The following is a 21126-nucleotide window of genomic DNA, read 5'->3' as shown; positions in this document are numbered from 1 at the left end:
TATATTATTTGTACTGTTTACACTATTCATGGGATCTTGTCTCTGGTGGCTAACGCCACCATTGATAAGAATTCAATAATAAGGAATAGATAAATTGTGCAATTCATCCAACGACTTAAAAGTCGTGGAATTCTTGCCTAAATATTAAACAAATTAAAGCCATACTTGGATGAAGTCAATTCAAAGTATCTGTATTGGAACGACATACTGATAAGATTCCACGAACCCCTAACAAGAAAAGACCTAAGACTTTTGTGGAGTTATACCAATCTTGCAAGGAAATATAACACAAGACCAATTAAAATTGGCGGATTGGAGCTTCGCTACGTCCAAACGCCGCAAATTGAGAAAGCATTGCATGATTTAGACATGAAGATAGGCGGCAATATAGTTTTAGAGGAGGAGGTGGCATCCCCAGATATGAGAAAGAAATATTTGGTAAATTCCTTGATGGAAGAGGCCATTGCATCAAGCCAGTTAGAAGGTGCCGTTACTACAAGGGTAGTAGCCAAGAAGATGTTGCGAGAAAATAGGAAACCGCGTAATAAATCAGAGCAAATGATTTACAATAATTATTTCACCATGAAGTACATTAAAGAGCATACTGAATCGAAAAAACCGCTAGCGTTAGAAACAATAAAAGAGATTCACAGGATAGTAACTAAGGATACGTTTAAGTCCGGGAACAAATGGTTAGAAGGGACTTTCAGGACAAATAATGATGTCCGTGTAGAGTCTGTAGAAGATGGTACTTTATTACATACCCCTCCCGATTACCATGAAGTAGAGCCTCTTTTAAATGAAGTTTGTAAATTTGCAAACAGTGATTCTCACGAATATTACTTACATCCTTTGGTCAAGGCGATTGTAATCCATTATATGGTTGGTTATATACATGCCTTTGAAGATGGAAACGGACGTACCGCAAGGGCATTATTCTACTGGTATGTAATATCCCAGAATTATGATTATCTTGAATATATAGCAATATCCAGAGCAATAAAAGATGCACCTGTTCAATATGCCACCGCATACCTTTATTCCGAATACGATCGTAATGACGTTACCTATTTCATAAAGTTTAATCTACGAGCTCTCCGCATTGCCCTTAATCTATTCAGGAAATACATAGACAAGACTAAGGCTGAAAATCAAAAAATTATGGAAACAATAAGATATGATCAGGAATTAAATTTCCGTCAAGCAGATATAATAATTATCTTGAGTAAATCTGGAAAACACATGACCATAGAGGAAATGCAAGAACGTTACCATATAACATATGAGACAGCAAGAACAGATTTGTTAGACCTGGTTGGTCTCGGTTATATGCATAAAATGACAATGGGCAGGAAATTCCTTTTTGAATTAGACAAAGAGAAATGTTTGAGTGCGATGGGACAAAAATAGTATGCCAAGGGGAAAGGCAAGCGGCATCTTGCATGGAGCCGGAGCTTCATGGATAGGAAGCATGCTCATATGAGCCAATCAGCTACCTCCCCAGCACGTAGGCAATGTGTTCGACTGTGGGGTTATGCTTTCCCCTGAGCTGTCGTATGCGGAAAGCTGGTCGTGCACGCTGCCTATAAGCGGGGAGTTGGTCCCGTATATGCTGTCCGCAAGAGCTATCAAACCCTGCGTGCTTGCATTGCACCCGAACGCTGCGCAGTTCAGCTTCGCGGATATGAGCTGGAAGAGGAACTGGTTGTGCGGGCTTATCGCTGCGATCAGGTCTGTTGCGCTTGTGTAAACTACAGGGGGATTCATCAAACCGTTTATTGTAAGGGTGCCTCCCAGTACGCTGTTGAATATGCAAGTAGTGTCGCCATTGTGGTCGTTCTTCCAGAATCCGGGGGTCCTTGTCGCGAACCCGTTGCTGGGTATGGTAGTGGATGTAGTGGGCACTGAAGTTGTGGAGCTTACGCTTGTAGTAAGGCTTGTTGAGGGCTCTGTTGTTGTGGATGCTGTTGATGTTGAGGATGTGGTAGCCGTGGATAATATAGAGGTAGTCAATGATGTCGATGTCGTAGGAACAGATGTCGATTCCGTTGTTGTGGGTGCTGTCGTGGATGCGGTCGTTGAAGCGGTTGTCGTGGATTCGGATGTAGTTGGTATGGTTGTGACTGATGTCGATGCTGTTGATGATACGGATGTGGATTCCGTAGTGCTTACCGATGTTGATGTGGTTGGCGCAGTGGTGCTTATGGACGTGACTGACGTCGATGCGGTCGATGATGATGAGGTTGAGGATGTGGAGGTCGATGCTGAAGAGGTTGATGCGGTTGAGGATGTGGAGGTTGATTCAGTGGTCGTGACGGATGTGGTTGTCGGCGAAAGCACGGTTATGGTCGTATAGCCTGAGCTCAGCAGCGTCGAGCTTGCTGCGTCGTACGCCATTGCATTGAACATGAAGTTTCCCGTTGCTCCTGCAACAATGGATATCGTATTGGTGAACGTGGGTGCGGATCCCATCAATAGCACGTTGCCGTCCTGCTGGCTTGCCCCTGTCACGTTGTACAGCTCTGCATCTAGCGGGCCTGTGCATGACTGGCATGATGCGGTCAATGTGAATGTTTCCGTTGCCCCTGAATAGATCACTGAATTGCTTGCAGCAAGGGTAAGCAGGTTGCCTGCGCCTATCGCATAGCTCAGCTGGCTTGCAGCTATCGCATAAAAAGACGCCATCAGCGCGATGACGGATATCTTCCAGTATATTCCATTCCGCATAGCACCCCCATCCCAGTAGAGTAGTTATGCAATTTCCCTATTTAAGTTTATAGTTATGCTTAGGTTTTTAGGGGAATTGCGGAAGTGCGGTGCATGCACTCCCTGCATTTCCCATTCCCCGCATCATGCAGACTGCTGGTATGATTCCCTCTGCGCCCTGATCCATACCCTCTCCGATCCCTTGAACTCGCGTATGTATGCTTCCACTGTAGTTACTATGGTGAACATCCAGTACCCGAATATCAGCAGCTGGAGTATGTCAGCTGCCTTCGTCCTGCCGTTCCTTGCCAGCTTCAGCGCTAGATATGTGCCTGGTATGGAGACTATTATCCATAGCGACAGCAATGTCCCTATTATGATGCCCGCGTTGGTGCCTGAAAGGGTGTTTATCAGCCCGACTATTCCAGTGGGCCAGAAAAGGAACGCGGTTATGCTGATCAATACCGGTATGCCGGGAGTCAGCAAACCTTCCAGCCAGTATTTACCCTTGTTCATCATCGTTGCCGCGAACCATGACACGTAGAACGTCACCGCCAGCACGAACCCCAGCAAATACGCGACGTTGAGGGCTATCCCCCCGAACAGCGTGATTATGAGGAATCCTAGCGCGCTGAATATGAACGCGAACGGCAGCACCATGGAGGATATCCAGAACGGGTATCCCAGGTTCGCCGGCCTTCCGTACTCCTTCCTGCCCACCTTGTTCCTGTTCTTCCATGTAACCTCAAGGTTGCCGCGCGCCCACCTCACCCTCTGGTCCCACAGCCCCTCAAGCGTGGTAGGCTCGTCAGCTATTACAGTTATCGAAGGGTCGAAGTTTATCCTGGCATCCGTTTCCGTCACGACCCTCCACGTGAAGTCCGTGTCCTCCGCAAGCGTGTCGTGGTGGTAATCGCCTATCTCGTCGACCAGCTCCTTCCTGAATATTGCGCACCCACCAGGTATTATGTAGTGCACGCCCATGACGTTGAACCCCCTCCTCAGTATCTTCTGGCCTACTATGTACTCGAAGGATATGAACTTGTTCCATAGCCCTGGGGCTGCTGCAACGTCCACGTATCCCGTAATTGACCCGACTTTCCTGTCGGAGAAGTGCTTTGCGGCCTTCCTGAGCACGTTCTTCGTTATCTGCACGTCGGCGTCGAAGAAGAACAGTATGTCGCCCGATGCGAACTTCTTCCCGTCGTTCAGCGCGAACGACTTCCCCTTGCCTCCGGAGCGCCTGTTGACAAGGGTTATGTTCTGGTAGTTGTGGGCTATGCTTTTTGTAGTGCCCTTCTGCATGTCTATCACCCTGCCGGCATACTTCATGGCTATGCCCTCGGTGTCGTCCGTAGATGCGTCGTTGATTATTATGAGCTCCTTCTTGTGCATCGGATACTCTATCTGCAGGAACCTCTTTATCGTGCGCTCTATTACAGGCTCCTCGTTGTGCGCTGGCGCTATGAGCGAGAACTTCGGCTCGTACTTCTTGTATTTCTTGTATCCCTCCTCCTTGAATATGTTGAATACCGAGAGCACCATAAGCGCTATTCCGAAGAACAGTATTATGTACCCGAATATCAGCATGAAATACGCCAGAATCGTAATCGGAGTCATACCATCACCTGGTTTTCCCATTTTTCCCCTTTTTCAGGGCCAATCCAATTTATGCTTGTTTTTCCCATGGAATCAATCCTCTGCTACCCTGAATATCTCGTAGCCCTCGGCATAGGCATGCACCTTCGACTGCGTTCCCCTGTGCCTTGCTAGCGCTGCGACGCTGTCCACCATCATGTACTTCTTGTCCTGCTGCGACTGGTGGTGCTGCAGCAGCTTCACCTTCCTGTCCACGAACGGCCCTATGTTGATGAAGTACTTCGGCGAAAAGTCCGATATAGTGGATGAGTTCGACTCGTATATGAAAACTGCAGGCACGTTCCTTGCCGCGCTTGTCGCTGCCTCGTAGACCGTCTTGTGGTCCTGGTGCGTTTCCTTGTTCGTGTGGAGGAACACCTTGTTTATCCCTTTTTTCTTGAAGATGTCCTCAAGCCTCTCTATCATCACCAGCTTGTGTATTTCCAGCCTCCTGTCGGGCAGGTGCAGGAATATTATGTCATTCTCCTTCAGCCCTGCTCCTGTGAGCGACCTGCGGCTCTCCGTGAGCCTGTTGTACTTCTTGGCGTTGTTGTTGCCGTCCTCTCCGTCCGATGCGATTACGCACGTGATATCCTTGCCCTTCCTGAGGTAGTTCATTATCGTCCCCAGGCACCCGAGCTCTATGTCGTCGGGGTGCGCCCCAACGAACAGCACGTTGTCCTTCCTGACGAGCTGCTTTAGCGATTCCCGATCGCTGGCCATAGCTCCAACTGCGTTTTTGTTTTTCTTCATATTTTTCCACCCTACCAAATACATGAATCTTCCAAGGCGTAGGAAAACCGTGCAACTTTTGGGTGGTTAAAAAGGGTATGGTCTTGCACAATTACTTCCAACGCTTATCGGAACCCATGTTCATTCTCCGTTCGTACTATAACACCTATTCACTAGTAATTCAATGACAAGCTATAAATACAAATCGTAAAGGTACGGTTTTCGTTTCGGTTTACGACGTCAAAATAAGGCAGTGCATGCCGGCACTGGGATAAAATCCGCTTTTAGCGGAATCCAGTGGCACCTACTTTGATTCCCTAACCATGTAGTAGGTTACCACTATTATCACCAGCACTATCGCAACCGCTATGAACTCCTTCATCGGGTTGCCTGAGAGCGGCGATCTGCTGCCCGCTGCCGCCGTGCTGTTCCCCTGCGGCACCATCTGCGCGGGCTGTATCGTAGGAGGCGGGTTGGATGACTGGCTGCCTTGCGAGTCGTACCTGAAGAGCCCTATTATCGGATCCGCAGGCGCGCTGAACTTCACGCGGCAGAGTATCTTGTTCGGCGTGAGATTTCCTGCAAGGTACCACGACGTGCCGTTGAGTATGTACACAGCAAGGTTGCTAGATGGCGTGAAGCACGGATAGTCCATTGTGTAATACGCGCTTATCCCTGATGAATTGCTACCTGACGCGTTGACGTCGAGTATCACTATCGTGGCGTAGTTTTGCGGAGCTGTATAGAGGCTTGTAACGTTGGAAACCCTGAGGAGCACCGATTCCGGGCTTGCTGAGGACAAAAGTATCGTGGTGCCTGCGCCTGGTATGTATATGGATGTGGGAGTGCTGTTGATGGCATATGTGGCGTTCAATAGCATCGTCCCAGGAAGCGCATTGGGCTTTATCGTGGTTGTTGCTGTCGTGTTGTAGGTGCTTGTCGCGGTGCTCTTTATGGTTGTCGATGATGTTTTCGCGGTTGTGCTGGTCGATGAGGAATGCAGCGAGGATGAGGACTGCGTCGATGAGGTAGATTGGGCCTGCTGCACGTTCAGGGTCGCGGTTATGTTGAACGGGGTGTAGTTCTGGTTGCCGAGGTTGTTGAATATGAAGGTATAAAGCCCTGGCTCTGCCTGCTCGTACCAGCTTATGAGCGAATCAGTCCTCGCGTACAGCGTACCATCGACATACAGCGCCCACGAGGATTGGTTGTTTATTGTCCTTACGCCTGTAAACGTTACTGTTGCAGGGGCATAGTAGCTGACCACGCCCGGATTGCTCACCTTTGCTGACAGCGTGTTGTTCTTTGTTACCGTTAGCGTTTTTGATCCTGTTGCAGTATAGTTGTTTGCGGCATCGGTTGCGGTTACGGTGTATGTGTAGTTTCCTGCAGATTCAATTGGTATTGCAACGTATGAGCTGTTCCCTGTTGTTGTTCCGGTTATGCCCTTTCCGTTCACAGACCATGAGAACGTGAACGGCCCGCTGCCGCCGGACATGGAAGCGGTTACAGTGGAGGACGCAGTTCCGTAGATTATGCTGTTTGCCTGCGCGCCTCCGGGTCCCTTTATTGCCATTGTCAGGTTGTCGTCATTGCCAACGCCGAAATTGGTTGAGGAGTTAACTTTGGACTTTGTAGATGCGCTGTCGGAAACGGAAACGTTTGCCCTGAAGTTCCCTGTTCCCCATGCGCGTGAAACGTTGAACGTGAATTGGTTCTGCGTACCGGACGTTATGTATGTTGTAGAGTATACCTTTTCGCCCGTAGAATTGTAGACGTCATAAATGTACGTGTATGGCGGCGTTCCGCCCTGTATCGTGGTTGTCAGCGTTTCCGCCTTGCCAGATGTCACGAGCTGCGCGGAGTCCTTGAGGCTGATCAGCGCAAGCGCGGGGTTCACCTCAACCGCCCCTGGAGAAGTGACGTAGCTGTTCAATCCTGTTGAGTCCGAGGCGTTGGCTGTGAAATACCAGTTGCCGTAGATGTTCCCGCTTCCGATGTTGATGGCATATGGTGTCCCGTTGACCGTTATTATAGCGCTTCCGCTTGATGTAGGATTGAATGCAAGCGAGAGTGCGCCGCTGCCTGAGCTGTATGGATTCGTCTTGTTTTTGGTGGTCGTTGCGTTGCTCCCGCTCCACGACCATGACGCGTTATAGGGCGCAATGCCCCCTCCCATCATCGTGCTTATCACCGATGTTTGCCCGACGTCGATTATGGCATTGGAGCTGGACGGAGGGTTTGGAGAAGCGTATAGCGTTCCAGCGTTCGCTATGCCAAGTATGTTTATTGCACCCATGTAGGGGATGCTTACCATGCACCCGATCACGAATATTATTGCGATTACCGATATTTTACCGTATATGCTCATAACTTAACCCCTTCTCAATTCCTAATATAAAAATCCGCACAAAATATTTAGCAGTATACCACAAATTTCGGTTTAGATTTCGGTTTGTCGGAGCTTTCCATGTAGCATCAATCCCCTCTTTTCTCGCCCTTCCCTTTCATCCTCTTTGGGTCTCCAGCAATCCTATCATGCGCCGCCTTCGCCCCCATTCTCTGCTCGGCCATGTAGCGCCTTTGCGATTCCCTCAGCACTGCCTGCTGCCTTTTGTATTCCTCTTCCACTTTCATTGCCTGCTCCCTCCTTGTGGCTTCCGTTGCCTTTTTCTGTATATCTTCCTCGTTAGCCATCCAATCACCCGTATTATATGAAATTAAAATTTTATAAAAGGGGTCCTTTTTGTTAGGTTGGGATTTCATGCTGGATAATCAGGGAATTGCCATAGCTACGGCATTGGATTTGCAGCAATTCCGAAACGACTTAGTTATTTAAACTTATTTAGCAATAATTATAATATGAAATTTAGGATATTTATAGAAAAGGACGAAGATAATGCTTATGTAGCTACAGTACCTTCATTACCAGGATGCGTTTCTGAAGGCAAAACAAGAAAAGATGCTCTGAAGAACGTGAAGGATGCGATAAAAGGTTACCTTTATAGCTTAAAGAAACACAATGAACCGATACCTCCTTCCATATATGAAGATGTGGTTGAGGTAAGTGCCTAGACTGCCTTTGTTCGTGGTTAGAAGTAGTAAAGGCTCTTTCTAAAGTTGGTTATCGGATAGACCATCAGACAGGTAGCCACATAATATTGAGGCATAAGAATCCTCCACATAGGCGAGTTACTGTACCACATCATAAAGAAATTTCTAAAGGAACGTTAAGAGCCATAATAAGGGAAGTAGGATTAGAAGTAGATGATTTTGTTGAGCTTCTTTAAGCGGCGGAATTCTTCGGCTTGTAACGTAAGGATTGCCGCAGGCCGGATTTGAACCAGCAACAGTCCGCTTTCTGCTTTGTAAGACTTTAAAAGCCTCTTCAGGCGGACACTCTCCCGGGTTGAGTTACTGCGGCGCAATTTATCTATTCTGCAAATAGTTATAAAAGGGTATAACAGCGTTGCGCGCTTATCCCTTCAGCTTGCTGCTCAGGAAGTGTATCTGGTTCAGGGCATCGTCGCTGCGGAAGAACGTGCCGGGCAGCATCGTGTAGCATGTGCTGTCCTTCTCAAGCTCGTACTGGTTCAGTTTCGCCCTGGTCAGTAGCGTCCTTGCCCTTCTCAGCAGCATCGGCTCCCCGGCGGTATACACCAGATACGCAGCATGCGCGAACCCGCACATCGCCTCGGAAAGGTAGCACGTAGCTTCCACGGAAAAATATGGAACCCCGGATGCGTTCCTCTCCTGCACGGAGGCGTATTCCTCGTAATTGTCAGCGGCGCGGAGAAGCATGCCTAGAGACTTTTCTTTGTCGCCGAGCTTCCGGAACTTTGCGGACGCCTTCTCGTACAGTATGCCTGCACCTAGGCTGCGCCCCTCCCATTGCTCCCTGTCTGCCCTTTTTTCCAGCCTCTCGCATGCGCTTTTCCTGTGCTCTTCCATGAGCTGCCTGGCCCTGTCGCGCACCGCCCTCTTGACGGCTGAAATGCTCACTTCCATGCGATTTACCGTTTTATTTATGGTAATCTCTCTCCTTCCCGTAATATTTATTTGTATTGATTTCTGCGCTGGTCCCCGGAGCCTTGCATGATTTAAATATGCAGGGGAAATATGTATTATGGACTTGTCGTGGGGCGAGCTTGCACCTTATGATAGGCTTGTGAACACAGCGCTCATAGAGCCGAGGTCGTACCAGATAAACATCATAAAGAGCATATATTCTGGCAGGAACACCCTTGTGGTGCTGCCCACCGGCCTCGGGAAGACGCTCATAGCGATATTCGCGATAGCGCAGTCGCTGCACAACGGGAAGAGGGCGCTAATACTTGCTCCTACAAAGCCATTGGGTGAGCAGCACTACAAATCGCTCTCCGATATGCTCAACATAGACAAGGAGGGCATACTCCTTTTGACTGGAGGCATAAGCAGGTCGAAGAGGCAGGAGCTCGAGGCCAGCGCCAAGGTCATAGTGGCAACTCCGCAGACTGTTTCCAACGACTTGAAGCGGGGCCGCATATCCCTTGAGGATTTCGGCGCGGTCATATTCGATGAATGCCACAGGGCAGTTGGAAGATACGCATATACCTACATAGCAGAGGAATCCAAGCTGCGCGGGCTGCAGCTCATAGGTCTAACCGCTTCACCTGGGAGCGACAGGAAGAAGATAAACGCGCTCATATCCGAGCTAGGCATAGAGAACATAGAGATAAGGATAAGCTCAGATCCGGATGTCGAGCCGTACGTGATGCGCAAGGACACCACTGTGATCACGACGGACAAGGGCAGGGTCGTTGAAGGCATACTTGCGCTGCTCAAGCCGGTAATAGATACCCACCTTTCCAACCTGTACTCGCACGGGCTTAGCCCCTTCAGGGACTTCCAGAACATGCCGAAGGGACGATTGCTGCAGATAGGCGACGCAATAAGGAAGATAGAGGCTCGCAACTACAGGTTCATGGGCATATTCAACTACGTCTACGTGCTCGACCTTGCGCATGCGTACGATCTGGTGAGCACCGAGGGGCTTTACCCTTTCGTAAGCTACATGGAAAGCCTTGAGGGCCGCGAGAAGAAGAGCAGGACCGTAAAGAGCATACTCTCCAACAAGTCTGTGATTGCTGCCAAGAAGCTCGCAGTAGAGGCGATTGAGAGGGGGGAGGAGCACCCGAAGATGTCCATGGTCGTCAGGCTCCTGAAGGGTGACCTCGGCGGAAGCAGCGCGATAGTGTTCGCGCAGTTCAGGTCCACTACAAGGAGGCTCACAGCGCTTTTGAAGGAGAACGGCATAGAGGCAACTGAGTTCATAGGCAAGGGCGGAGGAGTCACACAGGAGGAGCAGCAGCGCATAATAAGGGATTTCCGCAGCGGGAAGTTCAAGGTGCTCGTGGCAACGTCCATAGGTGAGGAGGGCCTTGACATACCCAATGTCGATGCAGTGGTTTTCTACGAGCCCATACCGAACGAGATAAGGAGCATACAGCGCAAGGGAAGGGCCGGAAGGGTGAAGTTCGGGCGCATATTCATACTGGTTACGAAGGGTACGAAGGACGAGACGTATCTCTTCATATCAAGGGTCAAGGAGAGGAGGATGAGGGACAACGTACTTAAGATAAAGGACAGGATGGACCGCGGATTCGACTACCGTGCTCCATCAGGAGGCCAGCGCCTTCTCGCCAAGTGATTGGTGCTAGCTCATCTTCAGGAAGGGGTTGAAGTTTATGCGTCCACCGGGGGATTTTTTCTTCTTCTTTATGCTGCTCTCTATCAGCTTCGCGTCGAATCCCTTGGGCAGTACCTTCTTGGTCTTGTAATCATACACTATCAGCTTGAAGCAGTTGAACAGCACGTAGCGCATCAGCAGCCCTGCGACTATCAGTACCATACCTATGGAGAACAGCGCTATTGCCAGCAGTATAGACGGCAGTGCTAGAAACGCAAGGAATATGACCACAAGGCCGAGCAGCGTCAGCGCTATCTGGAATATCTCGGCGAAGACAAGGCCGCCAAAGGTGTCGCCGAAGTTCTTGAGTATGAATCCTGTGCTGGACTTTATCGTTTCTATCGGCCCGGTCCTGTTGTCAAGTATGACTGGCAGCGAGAATGCAACCGCTCCTGCGAACGCGAGGTTCGCCCCGCCGGTTATGAAGCTGCTTATTATGTTGCCTGTGAACCCGTATCTTGAGAGGGCGCCCCTTATGAGCCCTTCCACAACGTGTATTATCGTCGCTATTATTATGTAGAATGCGGACCATTCCAGTATCAGCTTCTTGTATTGCGATGTCATTCCGAGTGCCTGCCCCATCGTTATCCTTTTGCCCTTGGAGAATTCCCTGAAGGCTATGAGCATTGCCATTGTGAAGTAGGTGCCTATGAAGAATATTATGAAATACGCTATCACAGCCACTACGAAGAACATGAACCCTACTACGTGGCTGTCAAGCGTTTGCATGTGCCCGAAGACGTATATCCCGAAGGCTGCGGCGAATATCAGCACTGCAACAACTATGCTGATCACTGTCGAGGCTATCGGATAGGCGAACAGCTGCTTGTCCCTGAACACTATTCTCCTGGTGGTGTTTGCGATGTTGAATCCGTTCTTTATGTTGCTTATGAAATTGTCTAGCATCCCGAACCAACTATGAATATTTGTGTACTTTATTTAAAAAGACTTTGTTTGGACAGCAGCATTGGACTCACGCCATGCCTGCCTCTACAAGGCTTGCGGGCATTCCTCCCACAGGCCTTATCCTGAGCTTTGCTATCGTGTAGCTTATTATGTCGTTCTGCGCGTCGCCGTATGTTATCCTCACCCTGTTCATCATCCCTGCAAGCTTGCCCTTCAGGAACCTCCTCCCCGTTGAATTGTGGTCTATGCACCAGAACTCGTCTACGCTGCCGTTTATCGTGCCCAGGCTTATGCCTGTCCTTGCGAATGAGGGTGTAGAAACCAGTATTATGTGCACAGGATAGTTGTCCTTCATGTCCTTCAGCTTTTTCATGTATTCCCCGGACATCAGCATGCCCCCGTGCGGCTCCATGACAACCGCCTTGCCGTTTATCTGGTAGCGCGGGAAAACGAAATCAGGGGTATAATACTGGCTGCTCAGCACAGGTATTGTGAACGGCTCGTATATCGCGTAAAGCCCTCCCTTCAGTATCTCCTTCTTGAACATGAGCTCGTAGTTGGAGCGCACGCGGGTGCGCCTCTTGAGCACCGTTTCGCTGCGTATCATCTCGGCAAGCCTCTGCTTCTCCTCGTCGTCCTTGTAGATGAAGGATGAGGGCCTGTTGCTAGTCTCGCAGAGGAAGGAGGGCATGGGCCTGTCGCATTGCAGTTTGTACTCCATGAGCCGCTGCCTGCTCTCCATCCTCTCGCGCAGCGATATGCCCATGTTGCCGTAATCGTTCCTTGTTTCCCTGCCGCCCTGCTCCGATTCGTTTTTCGTAAGCGAATAATTATCCGATTGCAACGAGTCCTTGTTGCGGTGCCCCACCCTCATGAATCTTTGCGCCTTGTACATTCCCCCAACAGCTAATTTCATGGGGAAAATATTTAAACGCTTCCCATTGTTTTTTTTGTAGCTGCGAGAAATAAAAGAGTTTAAATAAGGTGGTGTTGAAATGAAATATGCGGCTTCGCGGAAACGCGCATGCGCCGCTCTGGCTTTTGCTTCGGCACGCGCCCGAGAAGATATATTAATCCTTTCCGGTGCATATTATACTGATTACTTGACCAGGTATTCAAAAGGCGCAAGAAGCGAACGCGAACTGCTCAACGACCTGCACAGCAGGGGGTATTCGGTAATGAGGAGCGCAGGCAGCGGGATAAACACGCTTAGCCCTGACATAATAGCGATAAGGGACGGCAGGGGCATAGCGTTCGAGTGCAAGGCATGGGACCGCGACAGCCTTTCCATAGAGAACGGCAGGTTCGACGGGCTTGTCGATTGGAGGCGCAACACGAAGATGGACACGTTCATAGCGTGGCGCATGAACGGGACGGGATGGTACTTCGTGAAGCTGGAGGAGATGAAGGGCAACGACAAGACCAGGACGGTATCGAAGAAAGTAGTGATTGGGATAAACAGGAGGCTGGAATCAATCATATTGTGATTCTTCAGTATCAGAAAAAGAGGTCGTGGTTCATGTATGGCTTATATTCCAATGCGGTTTTTCAGGCATATGCTGTGCTACTGGCGCTGATGTCTGTGTTCCTTGCGGCAAACACGCTGATGCCCAGGAAAAGGGAGGTATACAAACAGGTGAAGGGATACAGGCCCAGGGTTCTCGTGATAATCCCGTGCAAGGGCGTTGACATAGGGCTTGAGGAGAACCTGAATGCTGTAAAGGGCCAGAGCTACAGGAACTACAAGGCGATAGCAGTAGTGGGATCAGCTGATGACGGCGCGCTCAGGGCCATAAGGAAGACATCTACGGATTTCATCGTTGCGGATTTCAAGAATGGCAAGTGCAGCGCAAAGGTGCGTTCGCTCGCATCGGCGCTAGTCAGGTTCAAGGACTTTGACGCCTACGTCATACTCGATTCCGATGCGCTGGTCGGCAGCAAATGGCTTGAGATGCTGGTGGTTCCATTGGCTGATAAACGCATAGGCATATCAACAGCATTCCAGCTCTTCCAGCCGGTGGGCGGCTTCTGGTCAAAAGTAAAGAAGGGATGGGGCTTCGTCGGGCAGAGCCTTATGGAGAGGAAGATGACAAGGTTCGGCTGGGGAGGCAGCCTTGCATTCAGGAAAGGCCTGCTCTCCGGCAGGAAGGACTTCGATTACTTCGCATCATCTATATCTGACGACATAGCCATAACTAGGATAGCCAGGAGGAAGGGCCTGGGTATCGCGTACGTTCCGGAAGCCAACCCGATAGTAAGGACTGACGACACATTTCCGCAGTTCATAGAGTGGTCCAACAGGCAGACCGCATTCTCGATAGCAGGGAGCAGGAGGATATTGTACTACGGCATAGCCTTCTACTCCGTTTTCGCGATATTGCTCGTATCTGCAATAATACTGGCAGCGCTTGTAAATGCCCTGTTCGGCATCCTGCTGGTGCCTTTTGCCGTCGGCGCAATTGCGCTCTACCTGCGCTCAGGCAGGGACCCGTATATGGTTCCTGCGTATTTCATGGTCAATTTCCTCTACCTCTACAACCTCTTGACAGCAAGCGGCATGAAGACCATAGAGTGGCGCGGGATAACCTACGACATAACGAAAATGGCTGATTAGCGGAATTTTTTTGCGGTTCATTAAGCCGCAATCCTGGCTTAACGCCGGTTTTTCCACTTATTTGGAAGCCGTGCGTTTTACATTACTTTCTCATAATTTTAGATACGTTAAAAAGCTTTTTGGTGCCATTTATAAATGTGAGAACATGCCAAAAACCGACAAGGATGCAACAGGATCAAAAGGCTCATGGTCCAACGGGTTGAGGTTAATAGCCAGCCTGTTTTTCCTTTACGTGCTTTTCGGGGGCACGGGCGGAAGCGCAGGATGGTGGAGCCCATGGGTTACCAACGGTGCAGGATCTCTGTGGCTGCCGATACTCTTCGGTGCAGCTGTCCTGAGCTCCATAGCTTTGTTCTTCAGCAGCATCACGGGCGTGCTGTTCAAGGGGGACCAAAGGATGCTCTGGAAGACCAAGTCCATAACAACTAACGTGCAGACCGTAGCCGCGTTTTCGCTGCTTGCGCTTACGGTGTCGCCGCTCTGGACCAGCACATTCTGGCTCGTAGTGGTTGGATTCATACTGGGATGGGTCGCGAACGCGTTCGAAATGATATAGCTGCGATACTTTTTCTTTTCCCTTTTTGGGGTCCCAGCGTGTATTTTCATAAACGAACCGCAGCATCAGGTATATATTACTTTTTCTTTAAATATTAGTGTAACCGATTTAGCTAGTCGTTACACTCCTTTGTATCTCTGGTGAGCCTGTTGGTTAAAACGCCCGAACTTATTACCGAACATGAATTGCTCAGCGCAAGCGAGGCGAAAAAGGCTATAAAGAGGTACGGAACCCCATTGGAGAAGTTCCCGAAGATACTGGAGAGCGATCCGCAGGCGAAGAAGCTGGGGGCAAGGCCGGGAAACCTCATAGCCGTGCACAGGAACGATCCTACGGGAAGCTACATCTACTACAGGCTCGTGGTAAAGGGTTAACTTGAGTGTTTACTATGGAAGATCATGAACTGCTAGAGTCTTATCTGAGCACTACGTCGATGGTGCACCAGCAGATAGAAAGCTACAACCGATTCATAAGGATAGGGATGCAGAAGGTAATAGACCACAACAACATAGTGGAGCCTGAGGTCTCTGACTTCGCGATAAAGTTCATAGGCATAAGGATAGAGCAGCCTATAATAATAGAATCAGACAGCTCAACCAGGAAGGTCATGCCCAACGAGGCGCTTGCAAGGAACCTCACGTATGCTGCGCCTATGTACATAACGTACATGCCGGTCATAAGCGGGATAGAGAAGGAGGACGCATCAGGCGAGGCCTTCGTGGGGGAGATGCCTGTGATGGTAAACAGCGACCTTTGCTATACGCACAACATGTCCAGCGAGCAGCTCGTGGGCGAGGGCGAGGATCCTGACGATCCTGGAGGGTATTTCATAATAAAGGGCACGGAAAGGGTTCTCGTAGGGGTTGAGGACCTTGCGCCCAACAGGATAATGACCACCAAGGAGGGCGACGGCGACGTGGTGAGCAAGGTGTTCTCCACTACTGTCAACTTCAGGGCGCGGTGCAGCGTCACAAGGGACGAATACGGCATATACAAGGTGCTGTTCCCCACGGTTTCAAAGGGAATGGACCTAATACTGGTGCTTTCGGCGCTAGGTATAAGGCCAAAGGACGTTACCGAGAGCTTCCCCGGAAGCAAGGAGATAGAGAACGACCTGCTGCTCAACATGGACCTCAGCGTCGCCAAGGACTTCACGTCAACGGAGGCGATAATGGAACTGGGCAGGATGGCAGCGCCGAACCAGACAAAGGAGTACCAGAAGAAAAGGGCCGAGATACAGCTTGATACTTACATACTTCCGCACCTAGGATCAACTCCAGAGGTGAGGAAGGAGAAGGGGCTTTACATGCTGAAGATGGCCGAGAGGGCGTCGCTCGTAGCCTACAGGCTTGCCAAGGCCGACGACAAGGACCATTATGCGAACAAGAGGATAAAGCTTGCCGGAGACCTCATGGAGGAGCTGTTCAACAACGCGTTCAAGTTCTTCATAAAGGACATAAAGTACCACATAGAGCGCACTACGGCAAGGGGAAGGAAGCTCAGCGTCAGGACCAACATAAACCCTGACACGCTTACGGAAAAGATGCTATACTCAATGGGAACTGGCTCATGGCCCGCCGGGCAGACCGGCATATCCCAGGTGCTGGACAGGATGAACCTAACAAGCACGCTCGCGCACCTCAGGAGGGTCAAGTCGCCGCTATCCAAGAAGCACCCGCACTTCAAGGCAAGGGACGTCCACGGCACGTACATAGGCAAGCTCTGCCCGAGCGAGACCCCTGAGGGAACCGACGTAGGGCTCACTAAATACCTTGCGCTGATGTCGAAGATAACTGTGGGTGCAGATACGAAGGCGCTGGAGGAGAAGCTGAAGGAGCAGAAGCTCATATGATGGTGTGTTGATTATGTCGGAAAAACAGCAAAAATGCTATGTGTTCCTGGACGGCAGGCTGATAGGCAACGTCAAGTCGGGCAGGAAGCTTGCGGAGGAGATAAGGAAGAACAGGAGGCTTGGCGTCATATCAGGGGAGGTGAACGTAGCATACGTCAAGAAGCTCAACGAGGTGCACATAAATGCTGACAGGGGAAGGGCCAGGAAGCCATACATAGTGGTGGAGAAAGGAGCGAGCAAGCTGACAGGGGAGCTGAGCGAGAGGCTGAAGAACAGGGAGATAGACTTCAACTACCTGGTAAGGAGGGGCATCATAGAGTACCTGGATGCTGAGGAGGAGGAAAACTCTAGAGCAGCGCTAACGCCGAACCTCATAGACTCGAGGACAACCCACCTGGAGATAGACAAGGCCTCAATGCTAGGCCTCACCATGAACCTGATAGTTTTCCCGGAATACAACTCAATAGGAAGGCACCCTATATCGTCCAACTTCGCCAAGCAGAGCCAGGGGCTTTACGCCATAAACTTCAACAAGAGATACGATCCGAGGGCCTTCCTGCTCTACTATCCGCAGGAGCCGATAGTCAACAGCTTGGCATACAGGACCTTGAGGATGAACAGGCACCCGACGGGGCACAACCTTGTAGTCGCACTTTCAACGTATTACGGCTACAACATGAAGGATGCGGTAATACTCAACAGGGCGGCAGTCGACAGAGGACTGGGAAGGAGCGTAGCCTACAAGACATATTCTGACGAGGAGAGGAGATATCCGGGAAGCCAGCAGGATTATTTCAAGGTGCCTCCTGCGACTACTGAGGGGTATCTGGGCGAGCACTCGTACGCCAAGCTCAGCGAGGACGGCATAATAGAAACGGAAACAGAGGTGAACGAGGGCGACGCTCTGATAGGCAAGGTGTCGCCGCCAAGGTTCCTGGAGGAGCAGACGAGCTTCGGCGTAGGAGAGGAGAAGAGAAGGGACAATTCGGTAACGCTTAAGGCAGGGGAGCAGGGAGTAGTGGACAGCGTTCTCATGTGCGAGACGACAAGCGCAACGAGGATAGCCAAGGTCAGGATAAGGAGCAACAAGACGCCCGAGGTCGGGGACAAGTTCGCCAGCAGGCACGGGCAGAAGGGGGTAGTTGCGCTCATAGTGGACCAGAACGACATGCCGTTCACCAGCTCGGGGATAGTGCCTGACCTGCTGCTCAACCCGCTCAGCCTGCCCTCCAGAATGACATTCGGGCACATGCTGGAGATGCTTGGCGGCAAGGTCGGCTCGCTGAAGGGCGAGCGCCTTGACGGGACGGCCTTCGCGACGGAGGGCAAGAGCCTTGTAGAGGAATACGGCAAGATACTTGAGGGATACGGCTTCGACAGGTTCGGGGACGAGGTCCTTTACGACGGCAGGACAGGAAAGAGATTCAACGCCAAGGTTTTCACCGGCGTAGTATATTACAACAGGCTGATGCACATGGTCAGCCTCAAGCTGCAGGTCAGGAGCAGGGGCCCTGTGCAGATACTCACCCACCAGCCGACAGAGGGCAAGCCCAGGAGGGGAGGCCTCAAGTTCGGCGAAATGGAAAGGGACGCACTGGTTGCGCACGGCGCAAGCCTTCTCCTCAAGGAGAGGATGCTTGACCAGTCCGACAAGGCGGAGATATGGATATGCAGGCAGTGCGGCGACGTCGGCTATTACGACTACATAAAGAACGTGCCGGTCTGCCCGAACGACGGCGGCAACAACCTTGAGATGGTTGAGATAAGCTACGCCTTCAAGCTGCTGTTCGACGAGATAAAGTCGCTGCACATACTGCCGAGGATAAGGCTGAAGAGCGAATAGGTGTTTTGTATGCAAGCTGAGGTTATAGATCATATAAGGTTCACCACATTGAGCCCGCAGACGATAAAGAAGATGAGCGTTGCTAGGCTCATAGTTCCCGACACGTACAACGACGAGGGCTATCCGATAGACGGCGGCCTGGTGGACCAGAGGCTAGGAGTCATAGACCCTGGGCTGAGGTGCAAGACATGCGGCGGCAGGGTGAAGACATGCCCCGGGCACTTCGGGCACATAGAGCTGGTGAGGCCTGTGGTGCACCCCGAATTCGCGAAGACGATATACTCGCTTTTGCAGTCAACATGCTACAACTGCCACAGGGTGCTCCTGACAGGGGAGCAGACTGACGACATAAAATCCACGATAAAGAGTATAGTAGTGGAAGAGGAAGGTGCAAACGCTGCTGTGCTAACAAACATAGAGGAGGAGGACAACAGGATACAACTGCTCAAGAAGCTCAAGTCTGTAAAGAAGTGCCCATACTGCGGCTCTGTGCAGAGAAAGCTCAAGCTGGAGAGGCCGACGTTCTTTTACGTTGACTCCAACAAGCTGAAGCCTGACGAGATGAGGGACTGGCTCTCCAAGATAAGCGACGAGGACCTCAAGCTCCTGGGAATAGACCCGGTAGCGACAAGGCCTGAATGGTTCGTCATAACCGTGCTGCTTGTACCGCCGGTAAACGTAAGGCCGTCCATAACACTTGAGAGCGGCGAGAGGAGCGAGGACGACCTCACGCACAAGCTGGTAGACATAATGAGAATAAACCAGCGTCTGGAGCAGGACATAGACGCCGGCGCGCCGCAGATAATAATAGACGACCTGTGGGAGCTCCTGCAATACCAGGTAACCACATACTTCAACAACGAAACGCCGGGCATTCCGGTAGCTAGGCACAGGTCGACAAGGCCGCTCAAGACTCTTGCGCAGAGGCTCAAGGGCAAGGAGGGCAGGCTGAGGTACAACCTCAGCGGCAAGAGAGTCAACTTCTCAGCAAGGACCGTAGTGTCCCCTGACGCGAGCCTGACGATAAACCAGGTTGGAATACCGTTGAGGATAGCGGAGAACCTCACAATCCCGATATATGCCACGCAGTGGAACATGGAGCACGTAAAGAAGTACGTGCAGAGCAAGGAATACCCAACCGTTCTTAACGTAATAACAAAGGAGGGGATAAGGAAAAGGGTTACGGAAACCAACAGGGAGGACGTGCTCGCATCGCTGATGCCGGGATACATAATAGAGAGGCAGCTCATAGACGGCGACATAGGCCTGATGAACAGGCAGCCGACGCTGCACAGGCTCTCGGTAATGGCGCACATAGTCAAGGTGCTTCCGGGCAGGACGATGCGAATACACGTATCGGCATGCGCGCCATACAACGCGGACTTCGACGGAGACGAGATGAACTTCCACCTTCCGCAGTCGCTGGAGGCCCAGGCCGAGGCGCGTTACCTGATGCAGCCGAAGGACCTAATACTTTCGCCGCGAGACGGCAAGCCGATAATGTCGATAGAGGAGGACGAGCTCATAGGCATGTACTTCCTCACAAGGGACGGATCTGTGTTCTCGAAGGACGAGGCATGCCTGCTGCTTGCCACGGTTGGCATATACGAGCTGCCCAAGCCGGACAGGAAGGGAATGTACAGCGGCAAGGCGATATTCTCCATGCTGCTGCCGGAGGACATGGAGTTCGAGGGCAAGTCAAAGGGCAACACCCTTGTCATAAAGAAGGGCGAGATAACCGAGGGCATGATAAGCGAGGGCTTCGTAGGGGAGAGCGACGGATCGCTTATACTCAGGATATTCGAGAGGTACGGCCCTGATTTCACAACCGAATTCCTGCTCAGGATGGCTAAGATGTCGGTAAGGGTAACCGCATCGATGGGCACTACGGTAAGCATAAGGAACTATTACAATTCGGAGCAGGTAAACAAGGACCTGACAAGCATAATCAACGACGTCGAGGGCAAGGCCAGCGAGCTGGTGCAGAAGTACAAGGAGAAGAAGCTTGACTCGCTTCCCGGATATACGAGGAAGGAAACGCTCGAGATGGAGATAATGGCAGAGCTGGAGGGCGCCAGGACAATGGCTGCCAAGGTGCTCAACAAGAACATAGGCCCGGACAACAGCACGATGCTCATGGCTATGGTCAAGGCAAGGGGCAACATACTCCAGTTCGTGCAGACGAGCATGCTCCTCGGGCAGCAGGCGGTGCGCGGCAAGAGGCCCTCAAGGGGCTATGCCGGGAGGGTGCTTCCGTACTTCAGGAGGAACGACAGGGAGCCATCTGCAAAGGGCTTCGTAACATCTTCCTTCTCCACAGGGCTCAAGCCGACGGAGTTCTTCATGCACGCGATGGGCTCCAGGGACTCGGCAATGTCGAAATCCCTTGTCATAGCGCAGAGCGGGTACCTGCAGAGAAGATTGGTGAATGCGATGCAGGACTTCTACGTTGATGAGAACCTGAGCGTCAAGGACGCCAGCGGATCCCTCATACAGACGATATACGGAGGGGACGGAATAGACCCGACAAAGGAGAGGCTGAGATGATATT

At 51.0% G+C, this 21126-nt stretch carries 19 protein-coding genes and 1 tRNA gene; 11 read left to right on the top strand and 9 right to left on the bottom strand.

Translation table 11 applies throughout. The features are described from left to right. Positions 1–165: 165 nt before the first annotated feature. Positions 166–1410, top strand: a complete 1245-nt coding sequence (locus tag KGI06_05240; protein MDE1871611.1) for a Fic family protein — start codon at positions 166–168, stop codon at positions 1408–1410. A 78-nt stretch (positions 1411–1488) separates the two neighbouring features. On the opposite strand, the gene KGI06_05235 is transcribed toward KGI06_05240, so the two are convergent. From KGI06_05235 to KGI06_05215, 5 genes are all read right to left on the bottom strand, one after another. Continuing rightward, the gene (locus KGI06_05235; GenBank protein ID MDE1871610.1) at positions 1489–2727 is read right to left on the bottom strand and encodes a hypothetical protein; all 1239 of its coding nucleotides are present in this window, start codon (positions 2725–2727) and stop codon (positions 1489–1491) included. Between the two features lie 123 nt (positions 2728–2850). Beyond that, positions 2851–4326 (bottom strand): glycosyltransferase family 2 protein, encoded by a 1476-nt coding sequence (locus KGI06_05230; GenBank protein MDE1871609.1) that lies wholly within the window; start codon positions 4324–4326, stop codon positions 2851–2853. Positions 4327–4398: 72 nt separating this feature from the next. Continuing rightward, complete coding sequence (locus KGI06_05225; GenBank protein ID MDE1871608.1) at positions 4399–5097, bottom strand: PIG-L family deacetylase; 699 nt, start codon at positions 5095–5097, stop codon at positions 4399–4401. Between the two features lie 283 nt (positions 5098–5380). Next, a complete protein-coding gene (locus tag KGI06_05220) occupies positions 5381–7447 on the bottom strand; it encodes a hypothetical protein (GenBank protein MDE1871607.1) in 2067 nt (688 codons plus the stop codon). A 107-nt stretch (positions 7448–7554) separates the two neighbouring features. After that, positions 7555–7773: a hypothetical protein gene (locus tag KGI06_05215; protein ID MDE1871606.1), complete on the bottom strand. Its 219-nt coding sequence runs from the start codon at positions 7771–7773 to the stop codon at positions 7555–7557. Between the two features lie 165 nt (positions 7774–7938). On the opposite strand from KGI06_05215, the gene KGI06_05210 reads away from it, so the two are divergent. Both KGI06_05210 and KGI06_05205 read left to right on the top strand, forming a co-directional pair. Beyond that, positions 7939–8151 carry a type II toxin-antitoxin system HicB family antitoxin gene (locus tag KGI06_05210; protein ID MDE1871605.1) on the top strand — a complete coding sequence of 71 codons (213 nt, stop codon included), beginning with the start codon at positions 7939–7941 and terminating at the stop codon, positions 8149–8151. 56 nt (positions 8152–8207) lie between these two features. After that, the gene (locus tag KGI06_05205) at positions 8208–8366 is read left to right on the top strand and encodes a type II toxin-antitoxin system HicA family toxin (protein ID MDE1871604.1); all 159 of its coding nucleotides are present in this window, start codon (positions 8208–8210) and stop codon (positions 8364–8366) included. Positions 8367–8399: 33 nt separating this feature from the next. On the opposite strand, the gene KGI06_05200 is transcribed toward KGI06_05205, so the two are convergent. After that, positions 8400–8500 (bottom strand) — tRNA-Phe (locus KGI06_05200). A gap of 53 nt (positions 8501–8553) precedes the next feature. Beyond that, positions 8554–9084 carry a hypothetical protein gene (locus KGI06_05195; protein ID MDE1871603.1) on the bottom strand — a complete coding sequence of 177 codons (531 nt, stop codon included), beginning with the start codon at positions 9082–9084 and terminating at the stop codon, positions 8554–8556. Positions 9085–9202: 118 nt separating this feature from the next. On the opposite strand from KGI06_05195, the gene KGI06_05190 reads away from it, so the two are divergent. After that, entirely contained in the window at positions 9203–10765 is a 1563-nt protein-coding gene (locus KGI06_05190; protein ID MDE1871602.1) for a DEAD/DEAH box helicase, read from the top strand. A gap of 6 nt (positions 10766–10771) precedes the next feature. On the opposite strand, the gene KGI06_05185 is transcribed toward KGI06_05190, so the two are convergent. Then, the gene (locus tag KGI06_05185; protein MDE1871601.1) at positions 10772–11710 is read right to left on the bottom strand and encodes a hypothetical protein; all 939 of its coding nucleotides are present in this window, start codon (positions 11708–11710) and stop codon (positions 10772–10774) included. Positions 11711–11777: 67 nt separating this feature from the next. Beyond that, a complete protein-coding gene (locus KGI06_05180) occupies positions 11778–12605 on the bottom strand; it encodes a hypothetical protein (GenBank protein ID MDE1871600.1) in 828 nt (275 codons plus the stop codon). A gap of 208 nt (positions 12606–12813) precedes the next feature. Here KGI06_05180 and KGI06_05175 point away from each other — a divergent pair, with 208 nt between their 5' ends. The 7 genes from KGI06_05175 (at position 12814) to KGI06_05145 (ending at position 21122) form a co-directional block, all read left to right on the top strand. Further along, a complete protein-coding gene (locus KGI06_05175; protein MDE1871599.1) occupies positions 12814–13197 on the top strand; it encodes a hypothetical protein in 384 nt (127 codons plus the stop codon). A gap of 32 nt (positions 13198–13229) precedes the next feature. Further along, on the top strand, positions 13230–14324 hold the full coding sequence (locus tag KGI06_05170) for a glycosyltransferase family 2 protein (GenBank protein MDE1871598.1): 1095 nt from the start codon (positions 13230–13232) through the stop codon (positions 14322–14324). A gap of 145 nt (positions 14325–14469) precedes the next feature. Next, complete coding sequence (locus tag KGI06_05165) at positions 14470–14880, top strand: hypothetical protein (GenBank protein MDE1871597.1); 411 nt, start codon at positions 14470–14472, stop codon at positions 14878–14880. A 149-nt stretch (positions 14881–15029) separates the two neighbouring features. Continuing rightward, positions 15030–15254: a DNA-directed RNA polymerase subunit H gene (locus tag KGI06_05160; protein ID MDE1871596.1), complete on the top strand. Its 225-nt coding sequence runs from the start codon at positions 15030–15032 to the stop codon at positions 15252–15254. Between the two features lie 14 nt (positions 15255–15268). Next, positions 15269–16732, top strand: a complete 1464-nt coding sequence (locus tag KGI06_05155) for a DNA-directed RNA polymerase subunit B'' (GenBank protein ID MDE1871595.1) — start codon at positions 15269–15271, stop codon at positions 16730–16732. A gap of 13 nt (positions 16733–16745) precedes the next feature. Next, positions 16746–18575, top strand: coding sequence for a DNA-directed RNA polymerase subunit B (locus KGI06_05150; GenBank protein ID MDE1871594.1), 1830 nt, complete (start codon positions 16746–16748; stop codon positions 18573–18575). 9 nt (positions 18576–18584) lie between these two features. Continuing rightward, complete coding sequence (locus KGI06_05145; GenBank protein ID MDE1871593.1) at positions 18585–21122, top strand: DNA-directed RNA polymerase subunit A'; 2538 nt, start codon at positions 18585–18587, stop codon at positions 21120–21122. Positions 21123–21126 lie beyond the last annotated feature (4 nt).

It is taken from the genome of Candidatus Micrarchaeota archaeon (genome assembly GCA_028866575.1).
GTDB lineage: Archaea > Micrarchaeota > Micrarchaeia > Micrarchaeales > Micrarchaeaceae > UBA12276.
This window is presented reverse-complemented; position numbering and strand designations above follow the sequence as displayed.